The sequence below is a fragment of the Pseudanabaena cinerea FACHB-1277 genome, assembly GCF_014696345.1.
GTDB classification, from domain to species: domain Bacteria; phylum Cyanobacteriota; class Cyanobacteriia; order Pseudanabaenales; family Pseudanabaenaceae; genus Pseudanabaena; species Pseudanabaena cinerea.
On record NZ_JACJPY010000075.1, the window covers coordinates 1 to 22,591 of the forward strand.

Genomic DNA, 22,591 nt, shown 5'->3' on the forward strand with positions numbered 1-22,591 from the left:
TTACTAATCGATCTTGCTTGAGGATGCGTTCTATGTTTAACATCGTCTATATCGCGTTGCTTATGTTTTTTATCTTATCACTATTTCCCAACAGGTCTAATATTTGCTAATGATGATTTTTCAGTTGACTCTGAGGTAATGATGATTCCATGCAAGTGATCGGGCATTAGGATAAATTCATCAAGTTCTACATTCAGAAAATGCTGGGGGATTTTTTGCCACAGGTTAGAGACAATCTGACCGATCGCATTTATTTTCATCTGTCCATTTTCTATATTCCCAAATAAATGCTGTCTTTGATGGCAACAGATAGTTACAAAATAGATTCCTGAATTTGTGTAGTTATATCCTTTCAAACGGATAGAGCGCCGATGATGAATTTCAGGATTGTAAGACATAAAATAGGTTCGGCAAATATGACAAACAGGGTAAATGTATGGGTAGAGCATTTGCGCCGCTATTTATAAATTATCACCGAAATCTCGATCCGCAAATGCTCTACCCTTTGCGCTGTTACCGATAATTTATGACTGCGGTTTGGGGATTGTCGGTGAATGTTGGAGATGTTGTGCGGTTTGTGATGGTCGTGCATCCCGAAGGTTTAGGGCAGAGCATTACCGTATTGAGTGGATCTGAAAATTGATAGATTGTGGCGGTAATGCTCTGCCCCTACGGAAATAATGAAGGATTTTTATGTGTAGGGGTAGAGCATTTGCGCCGATATCTCGCAACTCCCTTCTACAATCTCGCTCCGCAAATGCTCTACCCTTTGCGCTGTTACCGATAATTTATGAATGCGGTTTGGGGATTGTCGGTGAATGTTGGAGATGTTGTGCGGTTTGGGATGGTCGTGCATCCCGAAGGTTTAGGGCAGAGCTTTACCGTATTGGGTGGATCTGAAAATTGATAGATTGTGGCGGTAATGCTCTGCCCCTACATGAAAATCTCTTGGTGACAGGTAATAAAAGTGCTGGAAGGCTGATTATGTCGTAGAAATGGGATTGTAACAAAAGCTTAATATTGGACTGTAATCTTTATCTACTACACTTCACAAGTCTTGATGCGAGAAAAGATACCATACTCTAAGACTCCCCCCATACATAAGATTAAAATTATACGTAGATGGGAGGTGACCCTTCACACACATAAAATTATTCTCAAAAAATTGGTCGGTATAGTCCACCCCTTTTCCATCGTTTGTCCATGCAGTGCGATCGCAAAATTTTGCCCAAGTCTCAGAACTAGGATAACTAAAATCTAGAGTACCACCACACTCGACATAAATCTGCTTCTGGACACTAAAGCCAAACTCAAATCCATGTTTCTTGCTATATTCCACCCACAGGCGATCTAGCGTTAGTAAATCCTCACAGGGGAAATTTCTAACATTATCTAACTCTAAATATCCCTCTTCTTCCCGATTCGTCACCTTGAGCATCAGCTTCCAAGTTTCCTGATCCGCCTCATACCATTGCTGATTTTTGAGATATTCCTCCAATTGTTGATAGAGAGAATTTTTAATTTCAATTTCCACTGCTTGTAACTGACGTTGTTCTTCTAGAGCTTGCAAATCCTTTTTAACATTTGCATCAATCTGCTTCCTCGTTTCCTGAGTGCAAGCCAAAGCCAAATCGATCGCCCCTGCATCTAGCGCCGTTTTAATGAGATTGCTAGGCTTCTTGACCTTACTCACATACAACAAAATCACCTGCTTCCACCAATCATCATGGAAATATGAATGCAGAATACTTTCTTGATTGGTGCGAATAATTTCCATCGCTGCCAGAAACTCTTGGAAACTTAAATGCGAAAACTCAAGCTCATCTTCTTTTTGGACTAGCAATTCACTAATTTTTTCCACATCTTCGAGAAATTCACTCGCATTGACAGTTTCATTCTGTGCAGATAAATAGGCATCTAGTCTCTCTAACAAAATTTCGCGATCGACCCGTTTTTCCTTTTCGATCATCATCTTCAACGCCAGCATTTGCAAGATCACCTGTGGATCGCCACCATCCGTAAGCATCGTCTCTAACTGTCGCGCATTGGGGCGATCCTTTAATTGTAAATTACAGATTTCTTGATAAAGATCGCCTCTCCGTTTAGGCAGTTCTGCACTGGGATAACGGCGATGAAACCGCGCAATCATCGTCAGCAATAAAGGATTACTCGCTAATTTTGTCAATTCCTCACGATTAGCAATCTGCTCTAGCAATTCTCTCGCGGCATTTGTTGCCTCATTGCGAACTGCGAGAGAGTCCGTTTTGCCACAGCCATAATATTCTTGACACCAATACCATTTATTTACAAATTCCTGAATCTGCTTAAGCGTAAACGGCTGCACATGAAACACTGATTTTAAATCTAATCGATCATCATCAAAGGGTTGCTCAATATAGGCTCTAGGACGCGATGACAAAATAAATACGGACTTAGGATAGTTCCGCATTTGCGTATTTAGCCACCGCGCCACCAATGGGCGTTGAGATTTAGGAACTTCATCAAATCCGTCTAACAAAATCATCATCTTGCCTTTCTTGAGCAGATCCCGCGCCCAATTTGGCGGCATTTGCAAATTAGCATTCAGATTAGGCAAATGATGCTTTTCGATAATTGTTGGTAAGTCGTCAGGATTTTCTTGAGTCAGCAGATCACGATACTTCCGTAATAGCAGCAACACAGGCACATAGCGCTGTACATCATACTTTTCGTTCTGTTTGTTGCGACATAGGCGATAGGTAACATGGCGCAAGAGAGTCGTTTTACCAAAGCCGCCCCAAGCCAAAATCGCAATTTGCCGATATGTTGAATCTTTTTTTGCCTTTGCTAACAGTTCCCAAATATCAACCGTGAACCGATCCTCTAAGTCTTCTTGATTAACTTCTTGATCAAAACCTTCAGATTTCACCAACTTAGCGAATTTCTGCTCACTGCGAAATCCCGCCGTCCCCATGTGCAAATTCAGGCTCAACCGCACAAACACATCCTCTAACATCGGTGTGGCAATGTTATCCATCTTTCCGACACCCTCAGTCCTGCAAAGCTCACAATCCGCCGCCTGTGCCTCAAAATAGCGCTCCTCAACCGAGGTCAATTTTGCCACAATTGCACCACCAGCCTGATTCATTCCCTCATTGATCGCATTACCAAATTTTTCGGCGCGTTCTTCATTGCCCTTATGGATTGGCATCAGCATCTTTGCCCCATAGGATATCCCCGCACCAATCATCGCGGAGGCGATCGCTTTGGGAATATCGCTCTTCGCAAACAATTCCCAAAAGGCATTTGCTCCACCAACACCGATCCCACCCGTCATAAATGCCTTGAGTAAGATATCAGTGATTTTTTCTTCCCAAGTTAGCTTTGATTTTTCTGGTTCTGGTGTTTGAGTCATGGTGTTTATGGTGCTTGAGGGGCGTTTGGGGCGATCTCATTGCCAGTATTATAAACCAATAGAATATGTTGGTATGATGAGAAACAAGCAATCAAAAACTGATCTAAAAATATGAACTATCGCGATCGCATCACCATCGAATCAGGAAAGCGCAGTGGCAAACCTTGCATCAGAGGAATGCGAATCACCGTTTATGATGTTCTTTCCTATCTCGCTTCTGGTATGACCTATCAAGAAGTCCTTGAAGACTTCCCATACCTCACCCAAGAAGATATTTTTGCCTGTCTAAGCTATGCCGCCGAGCGCGAACAACAAACCCTCCTAATTCAAGCATGAAGCTAATAATTTCACAATTGTCACAAAAGATGGCGACTATAACGAGTTGTTGGTTTTATTGGGATTTCCCCCAAAATAATTTGGATTCGCCGTGGCAACTGCTCAACCAAAGAAATTGAGAATATTTTGAGAGTTCACTATCTTGATATTCAGGAGTTAACCAACACAGAATCTCTAGGACTGTTAACTCTATATTAAGTTTTCCAATTTAGTTCTTGAGTCATGGTGTTTGACTGGTGTTTATGGCGATCGCTCTTAACTAATCGCCTATAATTATGACAGATTAACTCAAAGGTGCAGTCATGGTCGTTGCTATCGATCGCCTTCAACCCCCATCAGTCGCAAACACTCCAGATATTACAGGTCAGGAGACTCATCTAAAGAAAGATTTGGTGACTTTGGCTGAATATCGCATGATTTCCGAAACTGCCGAAGAACGCATTGAATATCGCAATGGAGAAATTTTTGTTATGTCTGGAGGATCGTTTGCTCATAGCCTCATTGCGACAAACATAGTAGGGTTTCTTATCTTCATGCTTCGTGATACTGATTTTAAAATTTGTAACGGCGATATGCGAATCTGGATTCCAGAGTTTAATTGTGGTACTTATGCCGATGTGCTGGTGATTGATGGCGAACCAGAATTTAACGATACGCGCAATGACGAAATTCTCAACCCTATTTTGATCGTGGAAGTCTTGTCCCCATCAACAGAGAGATACGAGCGCGGCGAGAAATTCCGTAAATATCGCTCTGTTCCCAGCCTAAGAGAATATCTCCTCATTAGCCAATCAGAGCCATATATCGAGCATTATTCTAAATCTGATTCTAATAACAATTCTAAGGCTGAAAATGGTGAAATCTGGCAATTGCAAATAAGCGATCGGCTAGAACAGAAAGTCCCATTACCTCACCTGAATGTCGAAATCCCCATTACCGAAATCTATCGCCGCATCGCAGGAATTGATTAATCATCTATTGTGTGTGAGCCTGATATATAGCGATCGCCTCTTGTTGAATGCTACTGGATTATGGAACTTAGTTCATTTAGATGCTGCTTAAAGTTTAAGAACGGAAACCCTATTCACTATTATATTCTATTGTTATATAACTGTAAAACTTATTGAGCAAGGAGTAATGATAATTAACTGCAAAAATATGAAAAACTCATCCAGAACTAATTTGCATGACTCGTCCCTCTTTATAAATTCTCATGTCAGATTATGTTTTGATCTGAATAGGGTGCAACTTAATTTAAACTAATAGGCGGAAGTAACTAAATTTGTTATGACGATTGTCTCTGAAAACATCAAAATCTCAGCCAACGGAATTGCCAGTCAAGACGATCAAGCGATCGCTGCCCCTGAAAGCGCCACGGAAAACCTCGGCGTGATCGTCAGACGTAAAACTCGCCCCGTGCAGGTGGGCAATATTACGATTGGCGGTGGTGCGCCCGTAGTCGTGCAGTCCATGATCAACGAAGATACCCTTGATATTGAGGGATCGGTAGCCGCAATTCGCCGACTCCATGAAATCGGGTGCGAAATTGTGCGCGTTACTGTGCCAAGTATGGCTCACGCCGCCGCCCTATCGGAAATCCGCCAAAAGCTGAAGCGTACCTATTTAGATGTGCCTCTGGTTGCCGATGTCCACCACAATGGCATGAAAATTGCCCTCGAAGTTGCCAAGCACATTCACAAAGTTCGCATTAACCCAGGTCTATACGTTTTCGAGAAACCAAAACCTAACCGCACAGAATACACCCAATCGGAATTTGACGAGATTGGCGAAAAAGTCCGCGAAACCCTTAAGCCCCTAGTGCTGTCCCTTAAAGAACAGGGCAAAGCCATGCGGATTGGCGTAAATCATGGCTCCCTCGCAGAGCGAATGCTATTTACCTATGGTGATACGCCGCAGGGGATGGTGGAGTCAGCGATCGAATTTATTCGCATCTGTGAAGATCTTGACTTCAAGAATATTGTCATTTCCATGAAGGCTTCCCGCGTACCCGTGATGATCGCCGCCTATCAGTTAATGGTTAAGCGCATGGATCAACTGGGCATGGCTTATCCTCTGCACTTGGGCGTGACCGAAGCAGGCGATGGCGAATATGGACGCATCAAATCTACCGCAGGCATTGCCACCCTCTTGGCACAGGGCATCGGCGACACGATCCGCGTCTCCCTCACCGAAGCCCCTGAGAAAGAGATTCCTGTCTGTTACAGCATTTTACAATCCCTCGGACTTCGCAAAACGATGGTCGAGTATGTGGCTTGTCCATCCTGCGGACGCACCCTATTCAATCTTGAAGAGGTCTTACATAAAGTTCGTGAAGCCACTAAGCATCTGGTGGGCTTAGATATTGCGGTGATGGGTTGCATCGTCAATGGACCTGGCGAAATGGCAGATGCCGACTATGGCTATGTGGGCAAAACCCCAGGCACAATTTCGCTCTATCGCGGCAAGGAAGAAATTAAGCGAGTCCCTGAAGCCGAAGGCGTTGAACAGTTAATTGCCCTAATCAAAGCCGACGATCGCTGGGTTGATCCTTAGTTAGTTGCCGCAATGGGAAAACTGGCTTTAATTTGCTAAATGTCAGAAAATGCCAGAAAAATTCTAGAGAAAACTGCTGTGATGTCGCTACAATATGTTCACCTTTTTGGTGAGGATGTAAGGTTATGCGTACAAAGCGTCAGGAAATGTCGGGTTTTGCGATCGCCACAACTTTGATTATGGGTCTAGCTGGGGCGATCGCCATGCCAGTGCAGGCTCAATACACAACGGTGCGCCTCGAAAATCGCACGGTGCGCGATGAAGCCGATCGCCTGCTCGATCTCGGTCAACAACAGGCAAAAGACGGCAAACACCGTGAAGCAATTAAGACTTGGCTCTATGCCATTGGCTACTATCGGCGGGTAAACGATCAGCCATCTATCTCCTATACATTGGCAAGGGTGGCAGATGCTTACGAGAAAATGGGGGCAAGAAATGCGGCGCAGGACACGATGCATAAAAACATTGACTATGCCAATATGCTGCAAGATCAAGGCAGTGTGATGCGGTCAGCGAATAATTTGGCGAGTATAGCGATTAGCAAGCGTCAGCTTGATAGTGCGAAAACCTTGACGAGTCGCGCTTTGCAATTGGCTGACGCAAATGACCAGCCCCATGATCGGGCGATCGCTTTGGGCAATCAAGGTTTAATCGCGAGTATTCATGGCGATCATTTGCAAGCTTTGCGCCTTTACGCTCAGTCCGTCATCGAGCGACCTCTGCGCGATGCCATAGGTGATGGACATACCTATGTCAATAGTGGGGATGTTTGGTTAGCAAAGGATGACTACAAACGGGCGCTCAAAGACTATGGCATGGCATTAACGATCGCCCGTCAATACAACAATTATCAACTCATGGCAGTCGCCAGCGATCGCTTGATTCATGCCTATTTAGAAGTGCCGAATTTTTACCGCATCGAAGAACTATTGCAAAATCGTTCCAGTTTAGCTTTGGTCATGGGCGATCGGGAAACCGCCGCCAATGTGCAGCGATATCTAGGCGATCTGTACTTATCCTTTGGAAATCTGCCAAAAGCACGTGCCGCTTACCAAGAATCCTATGATTTTGCTGCTATGCTAGAAGATACTTCTAGTTTGCCATTGCGTGAAGCTTATTTCAAACTACAGGCATTAGAGAAATTATAAAAATTTTTAACTTAACAAGAAGACCGCTTCGCGCTCTTCTTGTGGACATCTAAAAGAGCCGCGAAGCGGCTCTTTTAGCCTCAATTACTTTAGTAAAAAATATTTGCCATGCCAGCGATCGTCGTTCCACGTCGGTTAGATGTAGCTGTTTCTGATCATGCTCTCCATGATCTAGCTACCCATAACTCCACATCACCCACTCAGCATATTCTCCCCAATGGGATCAAAATTATTGTTGAGCAGATTCCTGTTGAAGCCGTCAATCTTAGTATCTGGGTTGGCGTTGGTTCTGCCGTAGAGAATGATGGCATTAATGGCATGGCACATTTCCTTGAGCATATGGTTTTCAAGGGTAGCGATCGCCTCAATCTGGGTGAATTTGAACAGGCGATCGAGTCCCACGGCGGCAATACCAACGCGGCAACTAGCCAAGACTACACGCATTTTTATATCAATGTTGCCCCTCAAGATTTTGCCAAGTTAGCACCTTTGCAATTGGATATTGTCCTCAATCCCAGCATTCCCGATGAAGAGTTTCAGCGTGAGCGCCATGTTGTCCTCGAAGAAATTCGCCGCAGCGAAGACAACCCCGATCGCCGCATTTATCGGCATATTTCTGAATTAGTCTATGATCATCTGCCCTATCGCCGTCCTGTGCTTGGTCCTGTAGAAGTGATCTCACAGGTGACAGCGCAGCAAATGCAAGACTTCCATCGGCAATGGTACAGCCCCAACAACATCACGATCGCTGTAGTGGGTAATCTGCCTGTACAGGAGATGATCAGCGTAATTGAGCAGTATTTTGATGAATCGGGCTTGGATAGCTCTAATAAGGCAGCGATCGCCCCTAAATCTCAATCAATACCGCAATCAATATCGCAATCAATACAGAGCTTTGCATCAGAGCCACCCTTTACCGAAGTTGTGCGCCGCGAAGTAACAGACAGCAGCCTCACCCAAGCAAGGTTAAGCATGACATGGCGCGTACCAGGTTTAGTTGAGCTTGAAGAAACCTATCCCCTGAGTATTTTGGCAAATATTCTCGGTAGTGGACGCACCTCTCGTATGGTACAGGATTTGCGGGAAAATCGCCGCCTTGTTGATCGCGTTTCTGTTAGCAATTCCGCTATGGTTTGGCAAGGCACTTTTCAAGTATTTGCAAAGTTAAATATCGAAGATGTGGATATGGTGGAACGTGCTGTTCGTGAGCATATTTTGCTGCTCCATGAAACCTATGTCACCGATGAAGAACTCGCCAAAATTCGCACCCAAGTTAGCAATCGCTTTATCTTTGGCAATGAATCGCCAAGGGAGAGGGCAGGGCTTTATGGCTATTACGATCGCGTTGTCGGTTCTCTAGAATCTGCCTTAAATTATCCTGATCGCATTAGGTCAATCACCAAGGAAGACATTCAAGCCGCCGTCCGTAAATATCTAAATCCCGATGCCTACGGCATTTTAATTGTGAAGCCATAAATTTTCAATTGAGTATAAAGTTAGGCGATCGCTATGCTTAAACACATCAGCATTAAAGGCTTTAAATCAATTAGAGAACTAGATTTAGATTTATCTCCCATCAATGTCTTAATTGGCGCAAATGGTTCAGGTAAATCTAATTTTATTTCTTTTTTTAAGTTGCTACATTGGATGATGCGATCGCCTGGTCAATTACAATTTTTTGTTGGTCAGTCAGGTGGAGCAAATTCATTGTTATTTGATGGAGCTGCGGTTACTTCACAAATTGAATCTGAACTTAATTTTGAGTTTGATGTAAAAGCGCTAGGTGTTGATCTTAACTATAAGTTAAATTTTGACTATAAGTTTAAACTTGATTATGCAGCTACAGATACTTTTGTATTTGGTAGAGAAGCATACAGTTATACCGACCATAGTCAGGGGAACATTTTTGATTTTTTCAATGACGACAATTTTCCTGATGACAAGGATTGGTTATCACCAGATGAGATGGGGTACAAAGAATCCAGAATAATTAATGATTCAGAACACAAAAAAATTAAGGACAGCATATCAGCTTCTATAAGAAAAATTGCTACTTATCAGTTTCATGACACATCAAAAACTGCTCGTTTTAAACAAAAATGGGATATTGATGACAACCAATTTCTTAAAGAAGATGCTGGAAATTTAGCACCATTTCTTTTAAGAATTAGAGAAAATGAGCCTCGTTACTATCAAAGAATTGTAGAAACTCTTAGGCAAATTATTCCATTTTTTGCTGATTTTGTATTTATTCCTAGACATAATACTGTAATTTTACAGTGGCAAGAATTAGGGACTGACTTGGTTTTTAGTCCTCATCAAGCCTCGGATGGAACATTAAGAGCAATGGCTCTAGTAACTCTTTTATTGCAACCTCCTGACAGTCTACCTGATGTTTTAATTTTAGATGAACCAGAGTTGGGATTACATCCCTATGCTATTGATGTTGTTGGTAGTTTAATTAATGGTGTTTCTAATCGTTGTCAAGTAATTTTAGCAACACAATCACCATTATTAGTAGATTGTTTTGATCCTGAAGACATTATTGTTGTTGAAAGAAATGACCGAGAATCTTCTTTTAAAAGACTAGTTGCGGAAGAGCTAGAAGATTGGCTAGAAGAATACTCATTATCTGAGCTATGGAATAAAAATGTAATTGGTGGGAGACCATAGCTAATGGTTATTCTAAATATTCTTGTGGAAGGTCAAACAGAGGCAAAGTTTGTAAAAGAGGTTTTAAAACCACATTTAAACCCACAAGGAATTTACCCTAAACCTTATTTAGTAACAACTGATAGATCCCAAAATATATGCGGTGGTTCAGCAAATTATGCAAAAATAAAAAATGAGATTAATCGTTTATGGAGAGAGAAAAATAGCCAACCCGTAATGCTTACTACGATGTTTGACTTGTATGGGCTACCAACTGGCTTTCCGAACTTTGATCAAGCAAACAAATTATCAGATCCTTATCTTAAAGTTAAATATTTAGAAGATTCTTTTGCAGGTGATATTGATGATCATCGTTTTATTCCATACATTCAATTGCACGAGTTTGAAGCTCTAATTTTTACTGATCTGAGAGAAACATATATAGACTTTCCTCAAAATGATCAATACAAAAAAGATATTGATCGCCTTTTCGTGGAATGTAACAGGAAGTACCCTTCTCCAGAATTAATTAACGAAAATATAGCTACGACTCCTTCTAAAAGACTTGAAAAAGTGATTCCAAATTACAAAAAATTAAAAACTAGTCTAGCAACTCAAGTAATTGCAAAAATTGGTTTAGTAAAAATTAGAGAAAAATGTCCACATTTCGATCGCTGGGTTACGCAGCTAGAAGGGTTGACTTGAAATATCCCGATCGCATTAGGTCAAGCTATCGGGCATAGATGAGCCATCAATTCTGGCATGGACAACCAAACAAAATAGAGTATTGCCAACCTATGATGTAGCAACTATCACTCGTTTTAGGTAAACATCTCAAAGCCGTATAACACTACCCCTGACCACAAATTAAATCTATGGAACCGATCGCCGTACTTGACCAATTTTCCTATATCTATCCAAACTCAAAGAACTTAGTCCTCAAAGATATTTCCTTGACCGTCAATAGGGGCGAATTTTTAGGAATTATTGGGGCAACAGGGGCGGGTAAAACCACATTGTGCCTAGCAATGACAGGGATCGTGCCGCAATTTTATGGGGGCAGATTCTTCGGCAAAATTGCGATCGCGGGTTTAGATACTCTCGATCATTCTGTTAGCGCGATCGCCCGTCATGTGGGTATTGTTTTTGAAGATCCTGAAGTGCAGATTACAGCCACATCCGTTGAGAATGAAATCGCTTTTGCCCTAGAAAATCTCTGTGTGCCAAGGGAAGAAATCATGCGTAGGATTCCCCGTGTTTTAAAATCAGTGCGCCTAGAAGGATTTGAGAAAAAGAACCCTCAAGAACTGTCGGGCGGTCAAAAGCAACGCCTCGCGATCGCCGCCGCCCTTGCCCTGCAACCCGATTTACTCATCCTTGATGAACCCACTTCTCAACTCGATCCCATTGGTTCACAGGAAGTATTTGCGACAGTGCAAGCCCTCAAGGAAGAGCTAGGGATGGCGATCGTGATGGTATCCCATGCGGCTGAAGAAATGGCGGAATTTTGCGATCGCCTTGCCCTCCTAGCCGATGGTCAACTTGTCGCCCTTGGCACGCCCCAAGAAATTTATGCCCAAACCAATTTTCTCAAACAGCATAAGCTACGTCCTCCCGAAGTTGCCCAAGTTTTTAGCAATATTTCTCAGACTTCTGGTGATTGCGATCAGCCTTTGCCAATTCCCGTAACCCTTGACGCAGGAATCGCTGCTTTGAATCTGCTATATCAACAGCGATCGCCAAACCTATCATTTCCCATTCCATCAACTGCACCAACAACTAAAAAAACATTACCTCTGCTATCGGTTCAGCATCTGCAACATATTTATGAAGATGGCACAGAAGCAATCCGCGATCTATCCCTAGACATCCATGCAGGGGAATATGTCGTCATCGTGGGACAAAATGGCGCTGGCAAAAGTACCTTAGTCAAACATTTTCTGAATCTGCTCAAACCCACATCAGGTAAAGTTTTAGTCCGCGATCGCGATACGCGAGAACTATCCATCAGCGAACTTGCCCAGTCCATCGGCTATCTTGCTCAAAATCCTGACAATCAGATTTTTAATACTTCCGTTGCTAAAGAGGTCGCCTTTGCATTGCCCTTTCTAGGATATAACGCTGTGCAAATAAAGGAAGCCACCGATCGCAGCCTACAAGCCATGCAGTTACAGTCTCACCGTGATGCTCATCCCCTATCCTTACCCAAGGGCGAACGGGCGCGGATCGTGATTGCAGCGTTATTGGCAATGAATCCAGATATTGTGATTTTTGATGAACCAACCACAGGGCAGGACTATCAAGGGGCAAGTTCCATTTTAGAAGTGAGCCGTCAATTGCATCAAATGGGCAAGACTGTGATTGTGATTACCCATCATCTATACTTGATGCCCGACTATGCCGATCGCGCGATCGTCATGGGTAAGGGGGCAATTTTGCTAGATGCGCCTTTGCGTCAGGCATATCATCAGGTCAATTTGCTGCAATCCACTTACCTCACGCCGCCCCAATCCGTATTTCTCGCTCAAAATCTCAGCAAAATTAGCGATCGCCCCTGTCCGTTGATTACCCCGCAGGAGTTAGCGAACTGTTTTAGTATAAGTGTTGCGAAGCAGCACTTACATTAATTCCTCACAAATAAATGATTACTCTTGTAACAGGGGCAACCCGATCTGGCAAAAGTGAATGGGCAGAACTTCTAGCCATGCGATCGCAAAAAAACGTGATCTATATTGCCACTGCCTCACGCTATGCCGATGATCCTGAATGGGATGCGCGATTACAAAAACACCGCGATCGCCGCCCCTCAGATTGGCAAACCCAAGAAGTTCCCATTGACTTAGCAAAAATCATTTCTGAATTAGAAGATCACAATCATCAAAATAATTTAGAGGCTTATGTTCTAGTGGATTCTCTCGGCACATGGTTAGCCAATCTTTTAGAACAGCCAGAGGAAATTTGGCAACAAATAGAACAGGAATTATTGATTATGATTCAGCATTGCCATCTAGATATTACCTTTGTTTCTGAAGAGGTTGGTTGGGGCATTGTGCCAGCCTATGCCCTCGGTCGTCAATTTCGCGATCGCCTCGGCAGTCTCAGCCGCAAAATTGGGGCGATCGCCGATGTCGTTTACCTAGTCACAGGCGGTCATGCCGTCAATCTCTCGCAAATCGGTGAAAAATTGCCGCCAAAATAGCTACGCTCAAACCCAAACTAAAAAAATTTTAAAAGCTTTCTTGTGGTTCGCTTGATCGCTAATTGCTGTAGGACTGCACCCTTTTTAAGCGGTTGTGGATACGATTGGCAAGATCGATGCCGACAATGGGCTTGCAAATGTAGTCATCTGCACCAACACTAAAGGCGAGATTTTGCGTATTAGCATCAGACAATACACTTAAAAATAAGATGGGCAGCCTTTGCCAAGTTTGTTTATCTCTGAGGGCTTGGCAAAGTTCTAGTCCATTAATTTGAGGCATATTGACATCCAATACTAAAATATCAGGAAGAACGAGATCTAAGACCTGCCAAAAATCTTTGGTATCGGCTAGGGTTGTGACTTTAAAGCCCCAAGGTTGCAACAATTTGGGTAGCGATCGCAAATAATCAACATCATCATCAACAATCATCACCCGTGGCGAATCTTGACAACCAGCGATCGCCAAGTTACTGCCAGTGACACCTGAGATGGGGATGCTATGCAGGACTTCTGTATTTTGAATGGTTTGCTCTAACCCTTTGACAAGGGATTCTAAAATCTCTAATAGATGCTTTTCTACCTGTTTTTTCAGCAATTCAGGATTAGTAAATAGAGTCTCTAATTGACGGGATAGCTGCATCGCCAAAGTTAAACCCATTGTGCCAAGGGTTCCTGCTAGTTTATGGGTAATTTCTTGGGCTTGTCTCTGCCCTTGAGCATCAAAGCCACCCACCCTTAATTTCCGTAGCGATCGCCACAGCAGATCCAACTGTTCTAAACTTTTTGGCTTAGTTGTTAGCCACAATTGATTGAGAAATTCTAAATATTGCTGCTGCTGACTAGGTTGGGACTGGCTAGGAGCATGGGCATCTGCCGCTAGTTTCGTTGAGTTAGCAAGGGAATGTTGATTGCCTGTATTTGGTGCTTTGAGGTAATAGCCACGACCGTGAACGGTGGCAATAAAATCTGATGGCGCACCCACTGCGACTAGCTTATGCCGCAAGCGCCGAATATGCGATCGCACCGTTGCCTCAGAGGGAAACTCATCGGAAGACCAGAGGCGATCGAGAATCTCATCGGCACTGAGTAAATGTTGACTATCCCGCAATAATAGCTCCAACAGTTCATATTCCTTATTGGTTAGGGTTAAGGCTTGACCATCATAGGAAACTTCACAAGTACTAGGATTGAGCAACAATTCTCCCCAAACCAATAACGGCAAAGAACTCGTCTGACTGCGCCGCAACAGCGCCCGAATCCTGGCGATTAGCTCCGCCACATCAAAGGGCTTTACCACATAATCATCGGCTCCCGCATCTAGCCCAATTACTTTAGCAGTACTTGCATTTTGAGAAGTGAGCAGTAAAATCGGGGTCGTATATCCTTCGGTTCGTAAACGCTGACATAGACAAAGCCCGTCTATCTTTGGCAATACAATATCTAAAACGATCAGGTCATACTCAAAGGTCGAGCCATAAATCCAGCCCATTTCCCCATCCTTGACCACATCCACAACATAATGATGCGCGGTCAAACTCTTGGTTAAGACTGCAACTAAAACCTCATCATCTTCGACTACCAAAATTTTCATTGCATTTTTACTGATCCGATGTACTTATGCCGATGTACTTATGCTGCGTTGGTCTTGAGCTACCGCAGCAGCTTTTATCCTGCTTTATCCTTTACCAAGCTAATATCTTAGCAATTTGATCGGGCAGATCCAGAGAGTTGAATGGCTTTGTAATCACACCACTAACACCGAGGTCTTGAAACTGCCTTCTCTCTGAGGTTTGTGCCTTAGCAGTTAAGAAAATCACAGGAATATGTGCCGTTGGAGGATTGCCTTGCAGTGCTTTAAATGTGGCAATACCATCCATATCTGGCATCATTACATCCAGCAAGATAGCATCAGGGCTATGATCACAGGCCATTGCAATACCCTGTGGTCCTGAACTAGCAATCATCACTTCCCAGTCCGCCGCCATCCTAATGCCAAACTGCACTACTGTTTGAATACTTTCTTCATCATCAACAATTAAAATGCGTTTACTGCTCATAGATTTGGATTGTCAAGAATGGGCGGCGCAAAGGGGGTTAAAGGTATGGTAAATGAAAATGTGCTACCTTGACCTAAAACGCTCTCTGCCCAGATCTTGCCATCGTGCTGCTCGATGATTTTGCGGCAGATTGTCAATCCTAAACCTGTGCCGCCTTTACGCCGTGAATCCGATGAATCCACCTGTTGAAAGCGCTCAAAAATAGTTTCCAATTTGTCTAAGGGAATGCCCTGCCCTTCATCACGGACAGAAAATAGAACTGCTTGCTCTTGAAGTTCTACTGTCAGCCATACGGTATTATCGGGGGATGAGAATTTGATGGCATTGCTAAGGAGATTAGTTAGCGCTTGGACGATGTAATCACAATCAACGAGGATTTCGACATCGATGGGTTTTACTGCGAGAATCACCCCATGCTGTTGTGCCATTGGTTGCATCGCTTCTGTCGCCTGAATCATCAATGCCGCCACATTGCGGATTTGTTTCTCCATTTGTACTTCCCCCGATTCGATCCTTTGGAGATCTAGCACATTATTCACGAGCCTTACCAACCTTTCTGTATTTTCATCCGCAATCTCTAACATTTGCTGTCCATCGGTCGATAGTTTGCCCAAGCGCCCTGTGGCAAGGATTTTTAAGGCACTATGGAGGGAGGTTAAGGGGGTGCGTAATTCGTGGCTGACCACGGCAATAAATTCGTCCTTCATGCGTTCGATCGCTTTGCGATCGCTAATATCACTGGTCAAGGCGAAAAATCCCTTCACCTGATGTTTGTCGTCAAGGTGGGGAATGTAAGTGACATTTACAGAGCAGGGCTGACCATCTTTGAGGATGATTTCGTTTTCATAGCTAACGGCTTTGCCTGTGAGCGCCTGATTTACATGGGGTTGCATCCTTGCATAGCAGTCATCGCCCCATACGGTTTGCAGTTTACAGCCATAGATATTTTTTGGGGTTTTGCCAATCCAATCGTCATAGGCTTGATTGTTAAAGCGATAAATTTGGCGATCGTCTACATAGGCGATCAAGACGGGTAAGGCGTTAGTGATTAGGCTTAATTGTTCTTCACTACGTCTCAGCGCTGCCTCTGCCTGCATCCGATCATTTATTTCCTGTTGCAGATTTCGATTCACCTCCTGCAACTCGGCAGTGCGAACCTCTACAATTTCTTCCAAATGTTCTAGCAACTGGGCTTGGGCAAGGGCTATGCTGATCTGATCGGCGAGTTGCTGCATTAGTTCTAGTTCAAAATCAAACCATTGATGGGGGCGATCGCAATGGTGAGCAATTAGCAATCCCCATAGTTGGTTGGTTGAGTTGGTTTCTGAGGTTTGCAGGTTTTGGGGTGGCGCATTAAACTGATGGGAATTGAGATTTTGGAGAATGGGAACAATTAATTTTGCTTTGATGTGGAACTGATTGATAAAATCAATCAAGCATTCTGAAAGCCCAGATTGCGGATCATGCACATCGGCGATCGCCCTCACCCGTCCCGCCGCATAAAGTTGATGGTATGCCTCAGGAAATACCTCTTCAGGAAATACTAAATCTAAAATCTTGGGATATTCGGGTAATACGGCTTCGCTAATGGCGCGTCCAGTGCCGTCTGGCAAGACTTGATAAATGAGTACCCGATCTGCCTTTAAAATGCGTTGCACTTCCGTAACCGTAGCACGGAGAATTTCTTTAAACTGCAAAGATTGGCGAATTTTTAGCGTCACTTCCGAAAACAGCTTTACCCATTGCCTTTGTCGCCACAGTTCCTCCTGTTTATAGTTGGGAGACACAGGTGGTTGGGCTTGGGGCGATCGCTTAGTTTTTGATGAATTTGAACGCTTACGTTTAGGCATAAAAGGATCTTACCGCAGTCCTATGGTTCTAAAAATATAGCTTGGACTGGTTGCAAATCTGGCAAATTGAGCTTCGGCAATGTCCCATCTCCTTGCATGGCGATCGCCTTGTGTGCTGGTTATGTACTTTAATGGTAATTGCTCAACTCCTTATTCTCTCTAAGTTGAGCAATTACGTTTAAACTTACCTAAATATTAACTTATTGCCAAGACTTATGCTTTACCGATGCGGCGATCGTAACTTGTAAACCTTACAGGCTTTAAGCTTTGACCAGATACCTAACTTGTGTATATGGTAGGGATTGCAAGTTGTCTTTGACAACTTGCAAACTGCGATAACTATAGCTCTTCTAGAATCTTAAACCGCACATGATTCACCGATAGCTCACCAATGGAATAGGGCTGTGGTTGAATCGTTTCAAAAAAGATACCCTTACCAATTTCCACATGATACCAAGGCAACCCCATAAACCAGCGTGTGGGATAGGGGCGATCGCCCGTATCATCAGGGTTAGACTCCATCGGCAACCAACCGACGCTAGGAATATAAAATTCAATCCACACATGGTTATAGTACTGATGCAAAGGTACATTCATCATCAATTCGCCATCATGGGGGCATTTGTAACGCCCAACGGTGCGGCAAGCGATACCATTTAAACGGGTAAGCGCCAGCAACAGCCCCACATATTCACCACAGGAGCCAGTGCCGCGCAGTAATACCTCTTCAGGAGCAGCAATATAGGGCGTAACTCGATAGGATAGCTTGTCATAAACGTAATCGCGAATTAGGCGCATTTTGCGAAGAATATTCGTCTCACTGCCGACCGCATCCCTTGCGGCTGACTGAATGATGGGATTGTCCATACTCAAGCCGTCATCATCGATCAAATAAAGCTTTTGCATCTCTGGTGAAAGTTCTGGTACAAATTCCACTTCACTTTCCTTTAGTTCATACTTGATGCCATGCAATTCCAAAGTTGCTTTCCACCCAAACATTCTTGCTTCTTCGGGTTTGAGATTGCCTAGTTGAAAAGCGGCTACCTTTTGACCATCCACAATTTCTTCCACAAAGGGAGCGCCAATTGGCTCGATTGCAATTAATTTTTGGCGATAGGTATCGGTGGGATAGGCAACGCGCCATGTGAGGTTATAGACGGAGGTGGGATCTTCAGAAGATAGCTCTTCTAGATACACCATTTCCACCTTGTAGCCAGTGGTGAGGGTGTAGTTGAGTTTTTGATCTTGATATTGTTGAAATTTGAGACGATGGATAAAGTTTTGCTCGCGCAGGGCTACGGAAAAAGGTTGATCGAGATCATTAGGATTTTCGCGAATATACTTCTCATCGCCAGAATAGACCACATATAAGTCTTTACCCAAAAATCCTAGCCCCGTAGCATTGGGGAAAGGCGTTAAGCCCCGTTGGATTACTTCCCCTGTTTTGGCATTGAGGCGATAGACGGTTTCTTCGGTGCGATCGCTAATCCAGAGTTCTTCTCCCAGCAATGTCAGGGACTCAAAGCCTGCCCCCGGCGCTTCCATAATTCTTAAGAGGGTGCGGGTGGCTCTACCAAATACAAAAATTTGACCGACTTGACTGGAGCTAACATAAACACCACCCTCAGACACAGCAATCCCATCAATGCGATTGGGTAACTCCATAAATGGTTGCAGATCGTAATCAACCATGTTGCAGTAATAAATCGTATTGTCTTTCACAATCCATAAAGTCTCACCCGCGATCGCTAAGCCCGTTGCATCCCGAAATTGCAAGGCGGTGTAATTGTTGAGTACGGTTGCGCTCTCGGAAAATGGATCGATCTTCAGTAAATGTCCCTGATAGGCATCCACACAGATCGCATAGGGTTTGCCAGTACTGACAGCATCACTTGCATTAGTGCTTACATCGGTTTGCCACACTAAACCATGAAGGTTATAAGAGCCAATGGGATAGATCGTGCTTGGTAAGCTAGGCATAGGGTATTTAGTCAGGTGGATAGTTGAGCGCAAACTTTTACTACAGTCATTGATCTGACTTTAAAAGACATATTAGTTCCGTAGCAAAGGCAACATAACTAAATTATCGTATTATTTTTGTGAGTGAGTTTCTTGCATCACTTACAAAATTTCAAGACAAAATTTCAAGACGAAATTTCAAGGTCAAATCCAGATGAGCAAGATTGAGATCGCAGCAACAAAAATGAAGCCATATTCCTTACTCACAACTATTTCCTATATCATTGGTCCGATTCTAATCATTGTCAGTCATATTGGTTCATCACTTATATTTATCACTGGCTTATCTTGGGGGGCGATCGCTTGGATCACGGTGTTGTACTGGCTGCGGATGCTTGCCACTACAAGTATTTATCACCGCCTACTTACCCATAAAAGCTATCAATCGCCCAAGCCTCTCCTCTGGGTTGGCTGTATTGTCGGCGCTTCCGCAGGTCAGATGGGACCAAGTTGGTGGAAAGCCCATCACGTCAACCATCATCAACATTCAGACCAAGTGATCGATAGCCATTCTCCCCATCTGCCCCATCAAGGGATAAGGGGCTTTTATTGGTCGCAGGGGGGGTGGCTGTTGTCGCCACAATTTTTCCCAGACAAATTGCCTACCGATGTTGAAAGTGATCCAGTGCTAAGGGTGATTGATCGCTTACATTTCATCCCCCTAGTTAGCCTTGGTATAATTTCTTACTGGATGGGGGGATTGGAATATCTGGGGGCTTTTTTCCTTAGTACCACCTTGCTATTTCACGGGGTGCAGACGGTTAACTCCCTTAGTCACCTTTGGGGGAGCCAACCATTTATTACTAGTGATTATAGTCGCCATAATTGGTTTGTGGCTTTGCTCACCCTAGGGGAAGGTTGGCATAATCTTCACCATGCTTTCCCTGCTTCTAGCCGTCATGGCATCGATATTCATGATGGTCAAGTTGTTTACCTACCCGATCCGACTTTTGCTTTTATCAAAATGTTGGAATTTTTGGGCTTAGCCTCAAAGTTGCGATCGCCTAGCGAAAGAGATTTATTGGCAAAAGCCAGGATTCCAAATTTAACATCGGTTAAAACTCGATAATTAAAGTCTTTAAGAAAATTACAAAATGGCATAGCCATTTTGTAATTTTTAAAACTCGTGCCGTTGAGCGATGCGTAACTTCGCCGATCGCGCCCTTGGGTTAGCCTTGATTTCGGCATCAGTGGCGGTAATCACTTTTTTGGTAATCACTTGCAACCTGTCATCCTCACGGAAAGTATGTTTAACGATGCGATCTTCGAGACTGTGGAAAGTGATAACCGCGATCTTGCCATTGGGCTTTAACCAATTTGGGGCAACCGCCAACCATTTCTCAAGGCTCTCTAATTCGCGATTGACCGCAATTCTTAATGCCTGAAAAGTGCGCGTCGCAGGATGAATACGTCCATGGCGATAGCTTGACGGCACACAGGCGGCGATCGCATTAGCGAGTTCTAGCGTGGTGTAAAAGGGGCGCTTCTCGACAATTTGCCTAGCAATGCGCCGCGATAGGCGCTCTTCCCCAAGGGTATAAAATATATCGGCTAACTCTTTTTCGGCATAATAATTAACGATTTGTGCCGCAGTCAGGGGTTGGCGATCGTCCATTCGCATATCGAGATCGCCCGCTTCGCGGAAGCTAAAACCCCGCTCCGCCACATCAAACTGGGTCGAGCTTACGCCTAGATCTGCTAAGATGCCATCAAAAAGCACGCCAGAACTAGGTTTATATTCACAAAAATTGCCGCGCCAAAAGGTGACTTGATTGGCATAGTCTTTTAGCGTTGCACTTGCCGCCGCGATCGCCATACCATCGCGATCAATCGCCACTAGCTGTACATTCTCCGCCCCCTGCAATATCAAAGCACTATGCCCACCGCCGCCCACCGTACAGTCAAGATATAGTCCTCCTGCCACAATTTCTAAGCCAGCGATCGTGGGTTCGGCAAGGACAGGGACATGATGAAACTGAGCAGTCATATTTTTGAGTTTTAGCTAAATCGAATTTGGTGGGCGAATCTTTCTTGATGATTTCTAGCTACTATACTTGCAAAAAGCGACCCTGAAAAAGGCGATCGCCTTGTCAGTGGGCGGGAAACTGCCGCAGCTATCCTAGCTGCATGACGTGACATTAATCAATTTTGGAGACTACCATGACAGATACCCCTGACTACATTCCACCAAAAGTATGGACATGGAACAAGCCTAGCGGAGGCAGCTTCGCAAATATCAACCGCCCCATCGCTGGAGCCACCCACGACAAGGATCTGCCCATTGGCAAACATCCACTCCAACTCTATTCCCTCGGTACGCCGAACGGAGTGAAGGTCACAATTCTACTGGAGGAATTGCTGGCTCTTGGTCATGCGGAAGCGGAATATGATGCATGGCTAATCAACATCGGTAAAGGCGATCAGTTTGGCTCAGGCTTTGTGGAGATCAATCCCAACTCTAAGATTCCTGCACTGTTAGACCGCAGTGGGGCAACTCCGATCCGCATATTTGAGTCTGGTTCCATTCTTCTCTATTTAGCGGAGAAATTTGGCGAATTCCTTCCGAAGGACATCGTGGGACGGACTGAGACGTTGAACTGGCTATTTTGGCAGATGGGCAGTGCGCCCTATCTGGGTGGCGGCTTCGGACACTTTTATGCCTATGCTCCGATCAAGATCGAATATGCCATCGATCGCTTTGCAATGGAGGTGAAGCGCCAGCTTGACGTACTCGATCGCCGTCTGGAGAAAAGTGAATATCTTGCAGGAGAGAACTATACGATCGCCGATATTGCGGTGTTCCCTTGGTACGGTGGGCTTGTCAAAGGGCTATCCTACGGTGCGGCGGAGTTTCTCAGTGTGCAGGACTATACCCATGTTCAGCGCTGGGCTGACACCATACTCTCGCGACCAGCCGTGAAGCGCGGACGTATGGTTAATAGAATATCTGGCGATCCGTCCGAGCAGCTTCATGAACGCCATGATGCAAGGGATTTCGACACAAAAACTCAAGACAAAATCGCAAGCGCGTCATCGTAAATAAATAGTCAGAAGAGGCGATCGCTCTTAACAGATAGATTGTTGAGGCGATCGCCTGACTTGCAGGGTATGAAGAGTTTAGGATTGACGTAACGTTATAATTTAGGCAATAGAAAATAATATTTTGCTAAATTCATGAATAATACTTAAGGGAATTGCCACTTATGCTAACTTTACAAATTACAAAAGATCAGGTTGTTACTTTGATCGATCAACTTTCACTTAATGAGCAGCAAGAAGTTCCTTGCTGTAAATAATTCGTTGATGGCTAAACAGGTTGAGAAGGGAAGCAAAGATGATTCCAATGACCATTAAGTTCAGCTATCTTGAGCAAGCTTAAAGCT

Annotated in this window: 19 protein-coding genes; 12 read left to right on the plus strand and 7 right to left on the minus strand. The window is 44.1% G+C overall.

What is annotated here, in order from left to right; genetic code table 11:
* Positions 1 to 80 precede the first annotated feature (80 nt).
* Together H6F44_RS17945 and H6F44_RS17950 are read right to left on the minus strand one after the other, a co-directional pair.
* Positions 81 to 398, minus strand: a complete 318-nt coding sequence (locus H6F44_RS17945; protein WP_190352404.1) for a transposase — start codon at positions 396 to 398, stop codon at positions 81 to 83.
* 650 nt (positions 399 to 1,048) lie between these two features.
* On the minus strand, positions 1,049 to 3,394 hold the full coding sequence (locus H6F44_RS17950) for a GUN4 domain-containing protein (protein ID WP_190352405.1): 2,346 nt from the start codon (positions 3,392 to 3,394) through the stop codon (positions 1,049 to 1,051).
* Between the two features lie 111 nt (positions 3,395 to 3,505).
* On the opposite strand from H6F44_RS17950, the gene H6F44_RS17955 reads away from it, so the two are divergent.
* The 10 genes from H6F44_RS17955 (at position 3,506) to cobU (ending at position 13,282) form a co-directional block, all read left to right on the plus strand.
* Positions 3,506 to 3,730, plus strand: a complete 225-nt coding sequence (locus tag H6F44_RS17955) for a DUF433 domain-containing protein (RefSeq protein ID WP_190352406.1) — start codon at positions 3,506 to 3,508, stop codon at positions 3,728 to 3,730.
* 123 nt (positions 3,731 to 3,853) lie between these two features.
* A complete protein-coding gene (locus H6F44_RS24110; protein WP_407681876.1) occupies positions 3,854 to 3,928 on the plus strand; it encodes a hypothetical protein in 75 nt (24 codons plus the stop codon).
* A 104-nt stretch (positions 3,929 to 4,032) separates the two neighbouring features.
* Positions 4,033 to 4,701: a Uma2 family endonuclease gene (locus tag H6F44_RS17960; RefSeq protein ID WP_190352407.1), complete on the plus strand. Its 669-nt coding sequence runs from the start codon at positions 4,033 to 4,035 to the stop codon at positions 4,699 to 4,701.
* A 316-nt stretch (positions 4,702 to 5,017) separates the two neighbouring features.
* Complete coding sequence (gene ispG, locus H6F44_RS17965; RefSeq protein ID WP_190352408.1) at positions 5,018 to 6,283, plus strand: (E)-4-hydroxy-3-methylbut-2-enyl-diphosphate synthase; 1,266 nt, start codon at positions 5,018 to 5,020, stop codon at positions 6,281 to 6,283.
* A 125-nt stretch (positions 6,284 to 6,408) separates the two neighbouring features.
* Positions 6,409 to 7,431 (plus strand): hypothetical protein, encoded by a 1,023-nt coding sequence (locus tag H6F44_RS17970; RefSeq protein ID WP_190352409.1) that lies wholly within the window; start codon positions 6,409 to 6,411, stop codon positions 7,429 to 7,431.
* 108 nt (positions 7,432 to 7,539) lie between these two features.
* The gene (locus H6F44_RS17975; RefSeq protein ID WP_190352410.1) at positions 7,540 to 8,907 is read left to right on the plus strand and encodes a M16 family metallopeptidase; all 1,368 of its coding nucleotides are present in this window, start codon (positions 7,540 to 7,542) and stop codon (positions 8,905 to 8,907) included.
* A gap of 33 nt (positions 8,908 to 8,940) precedes the next feature.
* Complete coding sequence (locus H6F44_RS17980; protein WP_190352411.1) at positions 8,941 to 10,104, plus strand: AAA family ATPase; 1,164 nt, start codon at positions 8,941 to 8,943, stop codon at positions 10,102 to 10,104.
* A 3-nt stretch (positions 10,105 to 10,107) separates the two neighbouring features.
* The gene (locus H6F44_RS17985) at positions 10,108 to 10,788 is read left to right on the plus strand and encodes a DUF4276 family protein (RefSeq protein ID WP_190352412.1); all 681 of its coding nucleotides are present in this window, start codon (positions 10,108 to 10,110) and stop codon (positions 10,786 to 10,788) included.
* Between the two features lie 170 nt (positions 10,789 to 10,958).
* Positions 10,959 to 12,710, plus strand: coding sequence for an ABC transporter ATP-binding protein (locus H6F44_RS17990; RefSeq protein ID WP_190352413.1), 1,752 nt, complete (start codon positions 10,959 to 10,961; stop codon positions 12,708 to 12,710).
* A gap of 14 nt (positions 12,711 to 12,724) precedes the next feature.
* Complete coding sequence (cobU, locus tag H6F44_RS17995) at positions 12,725 to 13,282, plus strand: bifunctional adenosylcobinamide kinase/adenosylcobinamide-phosphate guanylyltransferase (protein WP_190352414.1); 558 nt, start codon at positions 12,725 to 12,727, stop codon at positions 13,280 to 13,282.
* A gap of 58 nt (positions 13,283 to 13,340) precedes the next feature.
* Here cobU and H6F44_RS18000 read toward each other — a convergent pair whose 3' ends face one another.
* The 4 genes from H6F44_RS18000 to H6F44_RS18015 form a co-directional block, all read right to left on the minus strand.
* The gene (locus H6F44_RS18000; protein ID WP_190352415.1) at positions 13,341 to 14,873 is read right to left on the minus strand and encodes a response regulator; all 1,533 of its coding nucleotides are present in this window, start codon (positions 14,871 to 14,873) and stop codon (positions 13,341 to 13,343) included.
* Between the two features lie 91 nt (positions 14,874 to 14,964).
* A complete protein-coding gene (locus H6F44_RS18005) occupies positions 14,965 to 15,339 on the minus strand; it encodes a response regulator (protein ID WP_190352416.1) in 375 nt (124 codons plus the stop codon).
* Entirely contained in the window at positions 15,336 to 17,189 is a 1,854-nt protein-coding gene (locus tag H6F44_RS18010) for an ATP-binding protein (protein ID WP_190352417.1), read from the minus strand. Before H6F44_RS18010 ends, H6F44_RS18005 begins: the two co-directional genes overlap by 4 nt.
* A 339-nt stretch (positions 17,190 to 17,528) precedes the next feature.
* Positions 17,529 to 19,169: a transglutaminase domain-containing protein gene (locus tag H6F44_RS18015; protein WP_190352418.1), complete on the minus strand. Its 1,641-nt coding sequence runs from the start codon at positions 19,167 to 19,169 to the stop codon at positions 17,529 to 17,531.
* A gap of 223 nt (positions 19,170 to 19,392) precedes the next feature.
* Here H6F44_RS18015 and H6F44_RS18020 point away from each other — a divergent pair, with 223 nt between their 5' ends.
* Complete coding sequence (locus tag H6F44_RS18020; RefSeq protein ID WP_190352419.1) at positions 19,393 to 20,277, plus strand: acyl-CoA desaturase; 885 nt, start codon at positions 19,393 to 19,395, stop codon at positions 20,275 to 20,277.
* Positions 20,278 to 20,325: 48 nt separating this feature from the next.
* Here H6F44_RS18020 and rsmH read toward each other — a convergent pair whose 3' ends face one another.
* A complete protein-coding gene (rsmH, locus tag H6F44_RS18025; protein ID WP_190352420.1) occupies positions 20,326 to 21,195 on the minus strand; it encodes a 16S rRNA (cytosine(1402)-N(4))-methyltransferase RsmH in 870 nt (289 codons plus the stop codon).
* 173 nt (positions 21,196 to 21,368) lie between these two features.
* Between rsmH and yghU the strand changes: the two genes are divergently transcribed.
* Positions 21,369 to 22,247, plus strand: coding sequence for a glutathione-dependent disulfide-bond oxidoreductase (yghU, locus tag H6F44_RS18030; RefSeq protein WP_190352421.1), 879 nt, complete (start codon positions 21,369 to 21,371; stop codon positions 22,245 to 22,247).
* The last annotated feature ends 344 nt before the right edge of the window (positions 22,248 to 22,591 follow it).